We start from the raw sequence: 12,013 nt of genomic DNA on the forward strand, positions 1-12,013 counted from the left end.
GTGTGGAGAACGCGTATATGAACGAGATCCCGCGCCACGGCGGTTCTTCGACCCGGACGGGGGACCGATGCCCTTCACGCTGAGCCACATCGCGGCGGTCCTCCCGCTGCGGTCCCGCTTCCTCCTGCCGTCGGGCCTGGTCGTGGGGGCGACCGTGCCGGACGTGCCGCTCTTCGTCCCCGTGCTCGACCGGCCCACCACCCACAGCCTCCTCGGCATGGTGACCTGGGACCTGGGCATGGGGCTGGTGCTGCTGGCGGTCTTCCACCTGCTGCTGAAACGGCCGCTGCTGGCGCTGTCCCCCCGGTTCCTGCGGGACAGGCTGACCCCGGTGGCGGACGGGCCGAGCCGGCGGCGGGCCCTGGGGGCGGCGGTGCCGTCGGTCCTGCTGGGCACCGCCACCCACGTGGTGTGGGACGCCTTCACCCACCTCACCGGACCCGCCGTCCAGGCCTTCCCCGAGCTGACCACGATGGTGAACGGGATGGCCTTCTACCGCTGGGCCCAGTACGGGTCGGGCGTGGGCGGCGCCCTCGCGGTCCTCGTCTGGCTGCTGTGGTGGCTGCGGCGGGCGCCCGCCGTCCCGTCCCCGGGCCTCTCCGCCCGGGCGCGGACGGCGGTGCTGCTCGCCGCGGTGGGTGCCGTGGGCGCGGGTCTGGCCGTGGCCGAGTTCGTGCGGGTCCCGTCGAGCCCGTACTTCCGCCTCAGGTACGCCGTGACGGACTCGATGGTGATGCTGGGCTGCTGGGCGCTGCTGTACTCGCTGCTCTACCGGGCGGTGAGACCCCTGGGCAGGAGGACCCGAGCCTCCTGACCGGCCCGGGTCATTCCCGGAGCAGCCGGACCTCCCCGGCGCCGCGCAGGGCGGCGAGGCGCTCGGCCTCCTCGGCGAGGAGGTGCTCGGGCAGGGGTTCGAAGGCGGTCACGGTGAGGTCGAGCCGCTTGCCCTGGAGCCTGGTGCGCCAGGTTCCGGCGAGCTCTCCGCCCAGGAGGACCGCGCCGGGACTGCCGAGAGTGCGCCAGACCTGCTTCTCGCGCGCCTTCTCGGGAACGAGCATCGGACGGTCTCGCGTCTGCAGGTACGGGTCGCCCGGCGGCAGCAGGCGCAGCAGGCCCGGCGGGGGAGCGGCGGACAGCAGGGCGTCCACGGAGTCCGCGGGGAACCAGGCCCGCTTCCCTGCGACGTGCACCTCGGCGAGGCCGTCCGGCCAGGCCGGTTTCAGCGCGGTTGCCGTGGTGCCGAGGAACCTGGCGGCCTCGGCCGGGGTGGCGGGACCGAGCAGGCGCAGGAACGTGCGCACGTACTCCGCCGTGCCCTCGGCCGTCTCGGGCGGCGGCACGGGGTCGGGCAGCGGGGCCAGCACGGTGCTCCGGCCCTCGGGCCGCACCTCGACCCCGCCGAAGAGCCCCGCGTGCTGGAAGAGGCCGCCGGAGACGTGCACGGCGTCGCAGCTCTGGCAGAAGTACGTGAGCGACTCGGGCACCAGCGCGCTGACGGCCGTGCTGACCTCGCCCTTGCCCATCGGCCCGGTGAGCACCCGGCGGAAGGCCTCCGCGGTGCGCCGGAACGCCTCCAGGCCCAGCTTCGCGCCCTCCTTGATCAGCGGATTGGTGATCCGGGCGGTGGCGTCGGCGTCCGACAGCGGCCACAACGCCGCGGCCAGCCGGCCCAGATCGGCGCGCCGGTGCAGGTGCGGGGCTCCCCGCACGCTCCACACCAGCGCCGTCCCCGCCTCGGCGGTGCCGCGCGCCGCCAGCGCCTGCCGCGCGGAGCCGTAGGGCGTGTTCTGCACGCCCAGATCCAGCACCGCCGGATCTGCGGACGTCCGGTCGAGGCCGTGCGCCGCCACCCGGTAGGCCAGGACCCGGTCACGGGACACATCGATGCTCATCGGCCCCACGATAATCAGATGGACCGACGTTCCCCGGTGCCGGGAGAATGCGCGGCATGAGCGATGAGCAGTGGCGGGTGCAGTTCGACGCGGAAGTCCGGTTCGCGAACGGAGGAGACCTGCGGGTCCGGGAGTTCCGGCTGGACGTCCCCGGCACGGACATCACGGATGAGGCACTGGCGGAGCTGCTCGTCCGCCACCTGGGACTGCTCATGGTCGGCGAGGTGGAGATCTCCGCGAAGACGCTGATCCGCGAGGCGCACAAGGGCTCGCGCGGGGCGGAGTCCGGGCCCCGCGCCCGGCGGCTGGTCGAGCTCTCGCACACCCTGCGGGACGGCATGGTCACCGTGCCGGGCCTGCCCGCCCCGAGGATCGCCCCCCACGAGACCCACGCGCAGTCCCGCGAGCGGTACGCGCCGGGCACCGAGTTCCACTTCGCGAGCATCTCGATGGTGGGCAACACCGGCACCTACGTGGACGCCCCGCTGCACCGCTACGAGGACGGGACGGACCTGGCGGGGGTGCCCCTGGAGTCGCTGGCGGACCTGGAGGGCCTGGTCGTGCGGGCCGAGGGGCTGGCGGTGATCACCCGCGAGCTGCTGCTCCCCCTGGACGTGCGGGGCCGCGCGGTGCTCGTGCACACCGGCTGGTCACGGCACTGGGGCACCGAGCGCTACCTGTCCGGCCACCCGCACCTCACCGAGGGGGCGGCGGAGTTCCTGGTCGAGCAGGGCGCCGCGGCGCTCGGCATCGACTCCCAGAACGTGGACGGCACCGCGGGCGGGGAGCGGCCGGTGCACACCCGGCTGCTGGCCGCCGGGATCCCGGTCGTCGAGCACATGACGGGCCTGGAGGCCCTGCCGCCCCGGGGCTTCCGGTTCCACGCCGCGCCGCCGAGGATCACCGGGGTCGGGACCTTCCCGGTGCGGGCGTACGCGATCGTTACCGAAGAGTAGCCTTGGGTGCATGAGCACCCAAGACCCCGGCGACCTGTTCCGCGTCGTCCCCGGACCGCCCCGGCTGGCCCTGCCCGGCCTGGTACCCCTGTACGACCTGTACGTCCGCGCCGGGGCCGAGCTGCTCACCCAGCCCGACGCGCTGAGCGCGGAGCTGTGGCTGTCGGCCCAGCTCGGCGAGCTGGGCGCGGCGGCCCCCGACCGCACCGCGCTGGACAAGGCGCACAGCGACCTGATCAAGGTGCTGCGCCGGGCCGGGACGCCCGGAGCCCACGCATTCCTGGCGGCGACGGCTGCGGTGGGGCCCGAGGACCACCGGGCGGCCGCCGCCAAGGCCGCCGCCGACCTGCGCGGCCCGCTGCTGCCCGAACCGCCCGCCTGGCTGGAGCGCCTGGGCACGGCCGTCGCCGTGGACGCCTGCACCATCCAGGACGGCACCCTGGACCGCACCCAGTACCTGGTGGAGTACCGCTACCCGGACGGGGGCGGCCACCACGGGCTGTCGGTCACCCTCTCGGGCGGCCTGCCCGTCCAGATCGTGGCGGTCGGCGACATGCTCGGCATGCGCTCGGAACTGCGCCGCGTCCTGGAGGAGGGCGAGGTCGTGGTGGCCGCGCTGCCGCTGCCGCTGGCCTCCACCACCCTGCACCAGGCCTTCACCGAACTGGCGGAGGTGCCGAGCGCGGAGCTGACCGGCCCCTTCCACGCGCTGCTCCTCCTGGCGAGACACCGGCTGTCGCTGCTGCCCTGAGTGTGAAAATCTGGGCTGGTGATCGACGTCGCAGAGGTCTCCGCCATCGTCCGAGAGGTCGCCGAACGCGAGGTGCTGCCCAGGTTCGGGGCGCTGGCCGTCGCCGACATCATGGAGAAGTCCCCGGGCGACCTGGTGACCGTCGCCGACCGGGCCGCCGAGGAAGCCCTGGCCGAACGGCTGGGCGCGCTGCTGCCCGGCTCGGTGGTGGTGGGCGAGGAGGCCGTCGCCGCCGATCCCGGCGTGCTGGCCCTGCTGGACGGGCCCGACCCGGTGTGGATCGTCGACCCCATCGACGGCACCCAGAACTTCGTCGACGGCAGCCCCCGCTTCACCACCCTGGTCGCCCTGGCGCAGGCCGGGGAGCTGCTGGCCTCCTGGACGCACGCCCCCGCCCTGGACGTCCACGCCACCGCGGTCAAGGGCGGCGGCGCCCGCGTGGACGGCCGCCCGGTGCGGGTGCGGGCCCGCGAGGGCGGGCTGCGGGAGCTGGACATCGTCACCTCGCAGCCCCGCTGGTGGTCGCCCGAGCACCGGGCCCAGCACCACGCGCTGGCCCGTGAGCGGGTGTCCCTGGCCTACTTCGACACCTCGGGCCTGGAGTACGTGGAGCTGGCCGCGGGCCGCAGGTCGGCCATGATCCTCGGCTGGGAGTTCCCCTGGGACCACGCCGCCGGCATCCTGCTGCACGCCGAGGCGGGCGGCGTCTCGCTCACCGCCGACGGCACCCCCTTCCGGCTCTCCGGGGGCAACAGCCTGCCCTTCGTGAGCGCCCCGGACGCCGCCACCGCGCTCGCCGTCCACGCGGCGATGCGCGTCGAGGCAAAGGAGGGACCGGCTTGACCCCGGGTCCTCCCTGACTAAAGTCAGGGAATAGTCAGGAGATGTCCAGGGTTGCACAGTGGGTAACTGTCGCCAGGTCATCGGTGCCATAACTGTTGGCCTTGAAGGGGGTCCCGCCATGGAAACCACCATCCGCATGGTCTGCCTGGAGTGCAGCGCGCCGCTGGACTTCACCGAGACCTGGGTGGACGGCGAGCTGTCCGACCTGCTCTACGAGCACCCGCGCACCCCCGCGGGGACCTGGGACCACGACCCGCTGCCCGCCCTGGCCGACCCGGACGACCGCTCCGACCAGGCCTGGCGGCACTGCGACTGCTGCGGCATCGCCGCCCCGCGCCCCGAGGGGTTCGTCAACACCTGGGTCCTGGACCCCGCCCGCCCGGTCCGGCTGCGGCTGGGCGACCGCACCTTCGACTACTCCTCGCCCTGGTCGGTCTGCGCCGCCTGCTCGGCCGCGATCGCCGAGGACGACCTGAAGATGCTGCTGCGCCGCAACGCCGAGCACGGCCGCCTGCCCGACACCTGCACCGAGGAGCAGCGCGAGGCGGGGACGGCGCTCGCCCGCGAGCTCCTGCTGGCCTTCCTCGCGGCCAGGCCCCGGCGCGGCGCCGCCTTCTGACTCCTTTGCACGGCCTTTGTATGACGATTCTGTGAACTAGGTCACGCAACCCCCGTGCCAAGCCTTAGGGAGCGGGCGTTTACGCTTCCGCAGAGGTGCCACCGGTGTGTCCGCGTCCACCCACGCGGCAGACTGGAAAGCCAGCAGGACGGGTCCGACCAGACGGACACCGACGTATTCATGGGAGAGCGGGAGAACAATGGCCGATTTCGGGCTTGACCACAAAGGCGGGAGACTGCCCCTCGAGGTGACCGAGGCCACCGAGGGCTCCGGAGGCCTGGGCATCAGCAAACTCCTGAGCGAGACCGGGTACGTCACCCTCGACCCCGGTTTCGTGAACACCGCCTCCTGCGCGTCCGCCGTCACCTACATCGACGGCGATGCCGGCATCCTGCGCTACCGGGGCTATCCGATCGAGGAGCTGGCCGAGAAGTCCTCCTTCCTCGAGGTCTCCTGGCTGCTGATCCACGGCGAGCTGCCCACCCCCGAGCAGCTGGCCGGCTTCGAGGACCGGATCCGCGAGCACACCCTGCTGCACGAGGGCTTCCGCTCCTTCTTCTCCGGCTTCCCCAGCTCGGCCCACCCGATGGCGGTCGCGTCCTCGGCGGTCAGCGCGCTGGCCACCTACTACCCCGACAGCCTCGACCCGTTCGACCCCGAGCAGGTCGACACCGCCACGATCCGCCTGATGGCCAAGCTCCCGACCATCGCCGCCTACGCCTACAAGTCGTCCGTGGGGCAGCCGCTGCCGTACCCGGACAACTCGCTCGGCTACGTCGAGAACTTCCTGCGGATGAACTTCGGGCTGCCCACCCAGCCGTACGAGGTGGACCCGGAGATCGCCAAGATCCTCGACATGCTGTTCATCCTGCACGCCGACCACGAGCAGAACTGCTCGACCTCGACCGTGCGGCTCGTCGGCTCCTCCCACGCCAACCTGTTCTCCTCGGTGTCCGCGGGCATCAGCGCCCTGTGGGGCCCGCTGCACGGCGGCGCCAACCAGGCGGTGCTGGAGATGCTGGAGCGCATCCACCAGGACGGCGGCGACGTCAAGTCCTTCGTGAACAAGGTCAAGAACAAGGAAGACGGCGTGAAGCTCATGGGCTTCGGGCACCGCGTCTACCGCAACTACGACCCGCGCGCCGCCGTCGTGAAGAAGGCGACCCGCAAGGTCCTGGACACCCTGGGCGTCAAGGACCCGCTGCTCGACCTGGCCATGCAGCTGGAGGAGGTCGCCCTCGCCGACGACTACTTCGTGCAGCGCAAGCTCTACCCCAACGTCGACTTCTACACCGGCGTGATCTACAAGGCGCTGGGCTTCCCGGTGAACTCCTTCACCGTGCTGTTCGCCCTCGGCCGGCTCCCCGGCTGGATCGCCCAGTGGCGCGAGATGATCAACGACCCGGCGACCAAGATCGGCCGCCCGCGCCAGGTGTACACCGGCGCGACCGAGCGGCACTACCCGGCGAAGTGACCCGCGGCCGAAGGCCCGCTCCCCCGGCGGGGGCGGGCCTTCGGCGCGTCCGGGCTCAGGCGCGCACGGTCCCGCCCGCCGGGCGGGACCGCAGCAGCCCGCCGAGCCCGCGCAGGCCCGCCCACAGCAGCGTCGTCCAGTCGAAGTAGTCGCGCCACAGGACGATCTTGCCGTCGCGGACCCGGAAGGTCCCGCACACCCAGAACTCCGCACGCCACCTGCCGCGTTCCAGCGCGTCCGTCCGCACGGTCAGCACGGTGTCGCCGTCGGCGGAGACCTCGTGGATCCGCGCCTCGAAGCCGGTGCCGTACCGCAGCATCAGCTTCAGGGTCCGCAACGTCGCCGCCTTGCCGCGGGCCGGCGGCAGCGGGACGTTCTGGTAGAGGACGCCCGGCGCGAGGAACTCCCCCGCCGCGGCCAGGTCCAGGTCCTCCAGCGCGGCCAGGAAATCCCTGACCACCTTCACGTTCTCGTCCGCCATCCGGGTGCTCCCTCGTGTCGAGTGTGAGGCGCATCCTAAAAGTCGATTAATCAGGTAGGAATTATTGACTAGAGGGGATCGGCCTGTTTCAGTGGGGACATGAGCCCTTCACGGTGGTTGACCCGGAGGTTCCACGTGGACTTCGGACGCGTCTCCAGCGCGCAGTGTCGGTGAGGACGAACTTCCACGACGACCCCCGAAGTCCGTTCAAGGGAAAGACCCATGACCAGATCGAAACCCCTCGCCTGCGCCGCCCTCCTGCTGACGATCGTGCTCGGCGCCTGCGGGACCGGCCCGCGGGAGAACGCCGACGGCACCACCACGGTGCGCTACCAGGGCCAGGTGGGCGGGGTCACCCCCATCGAGCTGGCCGGAGAGCTCGGCCACCTGCCCGGCATCGAACTCGAGTGGATCGGCAACACCATCAGCGGGCCGCAGGACATCCAGTCCGTGGCCACCGGCCAGACCGAGATCGGCGGCGCCTTCAACGGCGCGATCGTCAAGCTCGTCGCGGCCGGGTCGCCGATCAGGGCGGTGATCAGCTACTACGGGAGCGACGCGGAGACCGCCATCGGCTTCTGGACCCTGGAGGACAGCCCGATCAAGGGGCCCCGGGACCTCATCGGCAAGAAGATCGCCGTCAACACCCTCGGCGCCCACCTCGAGGCGGTGATCAAGGAGTACCTCCAGCGCGGCGGGCTGACCCCGGAGGAGATCGAGCAGGTCGAGCTCGTCGTCGTCCCGCCCGTCAACGCCGAGCAGTCGCTGCGTCAGGGGCAGGTCGACGTGGCCTCGCTCAACGGCGTCCTCAAGGAGAAGGCGCTGGAGCGCGGCGGCGTCGAGGAGCTCTTCAACGACGTCGAGCTGCTCGGCGGCGAGTTCAACGCCGGCAGCTACGTGCTGCGGAACGACTTCGTCGAGAAGAACCCCGAGGCGGCCAGGACCCTGGTGACCGGTGTCGGCCAGGCCCTGGACTGGGTCAGGACGCAGCCCAGGAAGGCCGTCCTGGCCAGGTTCGAGGAGATCGTGAGCAAGCGCGGCCGCAACGAGGACAGCAGCTCCCTGAAGTACTTCAAGGGCTACGGGGTCTCCTCGCAGGGCGGCCGGATCGCGGACGGGGAGTTCGGCACCTGGATCGACTGGCTCGCCCGGGAGGGCGAGGTCGAGCCCGGGATCAAGCCGGCCGACGTCTTCACCAACGAGTTCAACCAGAGCAAGGAGCCGGCGAAGTGACGGCGAAGATCAGCCTTCGGGGAGTCACCAAGACTTTCAGCGTGCGGGCCGCCAATCTGGGGCGGTCCACCGAGTTCACCGCGGTCGCCGGCATCGACCTGGACGTGCGGGAGGGGGAGTTCCTCACCCTCGTCGGGCCGTCCGGCTGCGGCAAGTCCACCCTGCTCGACCTGATCGCCGGGCTCACCAGGCCCGCCTCCGGGCGGATCCTGCTGGACGGCGAGGAGATCACCGGACCGGGCCTCGACCGCGGCGTCGTCTTCCAGCAGTACGCGCTCTTCCCGTGGCGCACCGCCCGCGGCAACATCGAGTTCGGCCTGGAGGCCAAGGGCGCCGGCAGGCGCGAACGCCGGGAACGCGCCGGGGAGTTCCTCGACCTGGTCGGCCTGACCGGTTTCGCGGACCGCTACCCGCACGAGCTGTCCGGCGGCATGCGGCAGCGCGTCGCGATCGCCAGGTCGCTGGCGTTCGACCCCGAGGTCCTGCTCATGGACGAGCCGTTCGCCGCCCTGGACGCCCAGACCCGCGAGTCGCTCCAGGAGGAGCTGCTCGGCATCTGGGAGCGCACCGGCAAGACCGTCGTGTTCATCACCCACGGCATCGACGAGGCCGTCTACCTGGGGCAGCGGGTCGCGATCATGACCTCACGGCCCGGCCGGATCAAGGAGATCGTCGACATCGGGTTCGACTCCCGGGAGGGCGACCTGCGGGCCGACCCCCGGTTCGGGCAGTACCGGCACCACATCTGGACACGGCTGCGCGACGAGGTCGCCGCGGCGCAGGCGAACGAGCGCGAGGCGGTGGGCACCGGTGGCTGACGTGGCACTGGCCGGGACGGCCGATCAGACCGAACCGGTGGAGCGCACCGGACGGGACGCGAGGCCGGAGGCCGCGGCCGAGGCGGTCGCGAAGGTCCGGGCGCGCTCCGGCCCGTCCGCCGCGGCGCGGTGGGGCGCGGCGGCGCTGCGCGGGGTCCACAGGTCGCTGGCGATCCTGCTCTTCCTGGCCCTCTGGGAGTCCGCGCCCCGCCTCGGGCTGGTCGACGCGGTGTTCCTGCCGCCGTTCTCGGAGGTCCTGCTCGCGCTGAAGGAACTGGCGGCCGGCGGAGCCCTGCGGGAGCACGCCGAGGCCAGCCTGATCCGCTCCCTGGCGGGGTTCGCCCTCGCGATCCTCGTCATGATCCCGCTCGGCCTGGTGCTCGGCTGGTACAAGCCGGTCGCCGACTTCCTCGACCCGCTGCTGGAGCTGTTCCGCAACACCGCGGCGCTGGCCCTGCTGCCGGTGTTCACGCTCATCCTGGGCCTCGGCGAGACCTCCAAGATCTCGATCATCACCTACGCCTGCGCCTGGCCGATCCTGCTCAACACCATCGCGGGCGTGAAGGGCGTGGACCCGCTGCTGGTCAAGTCGGCGCGCTCCCTGGGACTGCCCCCGTACCGGTTGTTCCAGAAGGTGATCCTGCCCGCCGCCGTCCCGACGATCTTCACCGGCGTCCGGCTGGCCGGCGCCTACTCGATCCTCGTCCTGGTCGCCGCCGAGATGGTCGGCGCCAAGGCCGGGCTCGGCTTCCTCATCAACGACGCCCAGTTCAACTTCCGCATCCCCGACATGTACGCCGGGATCATCGCGATCTCGGTCGTCGGCCTCGCCTTCAACGCGCTCCTGCTGCGGCTGGAGCGCCGCTTCTCGACCTGGAGGACCACCGCATGACCGCCCCGCGCAGACTCCACCTCAACGCCTTCGTCATGGGGGTCGGGCACCACGAGGCGGCCTGGCGCCATCCCCGCACCGACCCCGCCGCCACCCTCGACGTCGGGCACTACCAGCGGATCGCGCGCAAGGCGGAGGAGGGGAGACTCGACTCGATCTTCCTCGCCGACGGCGTGGCGCTGGCGGGGAACGTGCGCCACAACGCGCTCGACCACTTCGAGCCGCTGACCCTGCTGGCCGCCATCGCCGCCGCCACCGAGCACATCGGGCTGATCGCGACGGCCTCCACCACCTACAACGAGCCGTTCAACCTGGCCCGCAAGTTCGCGTCCCTCGACCACATCAGCGGCGGCCGGGCGGGCTGGAACATCGTCACCTCCGCGAGCGAGGCCGAAGCCCGCAACTTCGGCGTCGACCGGCCCGGCCACGCCGACCGCTACGCCCGCGCGGACGACTTCCTGGAGGCCGCGGTCAAGCTGTGGGACAGCTGGGAGGACGGCTCGGTGCTGCGCGACACCGCCTCCGGGGTCTTCGCCGACACCGCGAAGATCCACGAGGTGGGGCACGAGGGCCCGTTCTTCCGGGTCAAGGGCCCGCTGAACATCTCGCGCGGCCCCCAGGGCAGGCCGCTGCTGGTGCAGGCCGGGTCGTCGGAGTCCGGCAAGGAGTTCGCCGCGCGCTGGGCGGAGGCCGTCTTCACCGCCCAGCAGACCCTGGCCGAGGGCAAGGCCTTCTACGCCGACCTCAAGGGGCGGCTGGCCCGGTACGGGCGCGGTGCCGGCGAACTCCTGGTGCTGCCGGGGATCTCGCCGTTCATCGGCTCCACCGAGGCCGAGGCCGAGCGGCTGCAGGAGGAGTTCCAGGAGCTGATCAACCCCGAGTACGGGATCGCCCAGCTCTCCCACATGACCGGTCTCGACCTGAGCGGGCACCCCCTGGACGGGCCGCTGCCCGACGGCCTGCCCGAGACGACCGAGGGCAACCGGAGCCGGTTCGAGCTGGTCGTAGGCCTGGCCCGCCGGGAGGGCCTGACGATCCGGGGGCTCATCGGGCGGCTGGCGGGCGGCCGCGGCCACCGCGTGGTCGCCGGGACCCCCGAGCGGATCGCCGACCAGATCCAGGAGTGGTTCGAGAACGGGGCGGCCGACGGGTTCAACGTCATGCCGCCGTACTACCCGGGAGGCCTGGACGACTTCGTCGACCACGTCGTGCCGATCCTGCGGGCCAGGGGCCTGTTCCGCACCGAGTACGAGAGCCGCACCCTGCGCGGGCACTACGGCCTGGCCCGTCCGGACAGCCGCTACGCCTCCTTCGCACGGGCCGGGCTCACGGAGGTGACCGCGTGAGCGGGCCCGCCGTCGACCTGGACGCCCACCGGGGCGTCGAGCCCGGCGAGTTCCGGCGCGCGCTCGGCTCGCACGCCGCCGGAGTCGTGGTGGTCACCGGGACCGCCGAGGGCGAGCCGGTCGGGCTGACCGCGACCTCGTTCTCCTCGGTCAGCCTGGACCCGCCGCTGGTCTCCTTCTACGCCTCCCACGGCACGTCCACCGGGCCCCGGCTGCTGCGTTCGCCCTGGTTCGCGATCAACGTCCTGGCCGAGGGCCAGCATGAGCTCGCCGCCCGGTTCGCCCGCAGGGGCGAGGACCGGTTCGCCGGCACCGCCTGGCGCCTCGGCGAGCAGGGCGTGCCCCTGCTGGAGGGCGCCGCGGCCCGGCTGGTGTGCCGCCGCGGGAACACGGTGGACATCGGCGACCACTCGCTGGTCGTCGGCCTGGTGACCGCCGCGGAGGTGGCGGACCTGCCGCCGCTGTTGTACCTGCGCGGTGGTTTCGGGCGTTTCACCGCCTGATCACCACGTGATCTCCGGGGCGCGCGGGCCCCGGAGATCACGTGGTCTATACCAAAGGGTGTGGTGTGCAGCACAGGGGTGCGCCGGGGCGCCGAGTTAACACCGGGTTTACACAAGGGCAATGGACGCGAAATCGCGGCTCAGCAGAATTCCGAGCACAGGCACAACCCGGCTTCACCTCCCTCGCACACCACGCAAGGATTCC

13 protein-coding genes are annotated in these 12,013 nt (G+C 72.0%); 11 read left to right on the forward strand and 2 right to left on the reverse strand.

Features of this window, described 5'->3' with window-relative positions:
• Positions 1-67 precede the first annotated feature (67 nt).
• Positions 68-814: a DUF4184 family protein gene (locus C2865_RS08885; protein ID WP_106397878.1), complete on the forward strand. Its 747-nt coding sequence runs from the start codon at positions 68-70 to the stop codon at positions 812-814.
• A 10-nt stretch (positions 815-824) separates the two neighbouring features.
• Here C2865_RS08885 and C2865_RS08890 read toward each other — a convergent pair whose 3' ends face one another.
• Positions 825-1,892: a DNA glycosylase AlkZ-like family protein gene (locus C2865_RS08890; RefSeq protein WP_106397879.1), complete on the reverse strand. Its 1,068-nt coding sequence runs from the start codon at positions 1,890-1,892 to the stop codon at positions 825-827.
• Positions 1,893-1,948: 56 nt separating this feature from the next.
• On the opposite strand from C2865_RS08890, the gene C2865_RS08895 reads away from it, so the two are divergent.
• The 5 genes from C2865_RS08895 to C2865_RS08915 all read left to right on the forward strand — a co-directional run bounded on the left by C2865_RS08895 (position 1,949) and on the right by C2865_RS08915 (position 6,535).
• Entirely contained in the window at positions 1,949-2,848 is a 900-nt protein-coding gene (locus C2865_RS08895) for a cyclase family protein (RefSeq protein ID WP_106397880.1), read from the forward strand.
• 10 nt (positions 2,849-2,858) lie between these two features.
• Positions 2,859-3,599, forward strand: a complete 741-nt coding sequence (locus C2865_RS08900) for a hypothetical protein (protein WP_106397881.1) — start codon at positions 2,859-2,861, stop codon at positions 3,597-3,599.
• A gap of 18 nt (positions 3,600-3,617) precedes the next feature.
• Positions 3,618-4,442: an inositol monophosphatase family protein gene (locus C2865_RS08905; protein ID WP_198653114.1), complete on the forward strand. Its 825-nt coding sequence runs from the start codon at positions 3,618-3,620 to the stop codon at positions 4,440-4,442.
• A gap of 118 nt (positions 4,443-4,560) precedes the next feature.
• The gene (locus C2865_RS08910) at positions 4,561-5,061 is read left to right on the forward strand and encodes a hypothetical protein (RefSeq protein WP_106397883.1); all 501 of its coding nucleotides are present in this window, start codon (positions 4,561-4,563) and stop codon (positions 5,059-5,061) included.
• A 199-nt stretch (positions 5,062-5,260) separates the two neighbouring features.
• On the forward strand, positions 5,261-6,535 hold the full coding sequence (locus C2865_RS08915; RefSeq protein ID WP_106397884.1) for a citrate synthase: 1,275 nt from the start codon (positions 5,261-5,263) through the stop codon (positions 6,533-6,535).
• A 55-nt stretch (positions 6,536-6,590) separates the two neighbouring features.
• Here C2865_RS08915 and C2865_RS08920 read toward each other — a convergent pair whose 3' ends face one another.
• Positions 6,591-7,016: a limonene-1,2-epoxide hydrolase family protein gene (locus tag C2865_RS08920; protein ID WP_106397885.1), complete on the reverse strand. Its 426-nt coding sequence runs from the start codon at positions 7,014-7,016 to the stop codon at positions 6,591-6,593.
• A gap of 222 nt (positions 7,017-7,238) precedes the next feature.
• Here C2865_RS08920 and C2865_RS08925 point away from each other — a divergent pair, with 222 nt between their 5' ends.
• From C2865_RS08925 to C2865_RS08945, 5 genes are read left to right on the forward strand one after another with little or no spacing between them, the layout of a single operon-like run.
• Positions 7,239-8,249, forward strand: a complete 1,011-nt coding sequence (locus tag C2865_RS08925; RefSeq protein ID WP_106397886.1) for an ABC transporter substrate-binding protein — start codon at positions 7,239-7,241, stop codon at positions 8,247-8,249.
• Entirely contained in the window at positions 8,246-9,067 is an 822-nt protein-coding gene (locus C2865_RS08930; protein WP_106397887.1) for an ABC transporter ATP-binding protein, read from the forward strand. Before C2865_RS08925 ends, C2865_RS08930 begins: the two co-directional genes overlap by 4 nt.
• A complete protein-coding gene (locus C2865_RS41365) occupies positions 9,060-9,959 on the forward strand; it encodes an ABC transporter permease (protein ID WP_269802702.1) in 900 nt (299 codons plus the stop codon). Before C2865_RS08930 ends, C2865_RS41365 begins: the two co-directional genes overlap by 8 nt.
• A complete protein-coding gene (locus tag C2865_RS08940) occupies positions 9,956-11,305 on the forward strand; it encodes an LLM class flavin-dependent oxidoreductase (RefSeq protein WP_106397888.1) in 1,350 nt (449 codons plus the stop codon). Before C2865_RS41365 ends, C2865_RS08940 begins: the two co-directional genes overlap by 4 nt.
• A complete protein-coding gene (locus C2865_RS08945; protein ID WP_106397889.1) occupies positions 11,302-11,808 on the forward strand; it encodes a flavin reductase family protein in 507 nt (168 codons plus the stop codon). The genes C2865_RS08940 and C2865_RS08945 overlap by 4 nt, the downstream gene beginning before the upstream one ends.
• The last annotated feature ends 205 nt before the right edge of the window (positions 11,809-12,013 follow it).

Source organism: Actinocorallia populi (genome assembly GCF_002995495.1).
In the GTDB taxonomy this organism is placed as follows: Bacteria; Actinomycetota; Actinomycetes; order Streptosporangiales; family Streptosporangiaceae; genus Actinocorallia; species Actinocorallia populi.

What these genes read in the sequence shown, in the direction of transcription:
- C2865_RS08885 (WP_106397878.1), top strand. Translation starts at nt 68, where the DNA reads ATGCCCTTCACGCTGAGCCACATCGCGGCGGTCCTCCCGCTGCGGTCC.
- C2865_RS08890 (WP_106397879.1), bottom strand. Translation starts at nt 1,892, where the DNA reads ATGAGCATCGATGTGTCCCGTGACCGGGTCCTGGCCTACCGGGTGGCG.
- C2865_RS08895 (WP_106397880.1), top strand. Translation starts at nt 1,949, where the DNA reads ATGAGCGATGAGCAGTGGCGGGTGCAGTTCGACGCGGAAGTCCGGTTC.
- C2865_RS08900 (WP_106397881.1), top strand. Translation starts at nt 2,859, where the DNA reads ATGAGCACCCAAGACCCCGGCGACCTGTTCCGCGTCGTCCCCGGACCG.
- C2865_RS08910 (WP_106397883.1), top strand. Translation starts at nt 4,561, where the DNA reads ATGGAAACCACCATCCGCATGGTCTGCCTGGAGTGCAGCGCGCCGCTG.
- C2865_RS08915 (WP_106397884.1), top strand. Translation starts at nt 5,261, where the DNA reads ATGGCCGATTTCGGGCTTGACCACAAAGGCGGGAGACTGCCCCTCGAG.
- C2865_RS08920 (WP_106397885.1), bottom strand. Translation starts at nt 7,016, where the DNA reads ATGGCGGACGAGAACGTGAAGGTGGTCAGGGATTTCCTGGCCGCGCTG.
- C2865_RS08925 (WP_106397886.1), top strand. Translation starts at nt 7,239, where the DNA reads ATGACCAGATCGAAACCCCTCGCCTGCGCCGCCCTCCTGCTGACGATC.
- C2865_RS08940 (WP_106397888.1), top strand. Translation starts at nt 9,956, where the DNA reads ATGACCGCCCCGCGCAGACTCCACCTCAACGCCTTCGTCATGGGGGTC.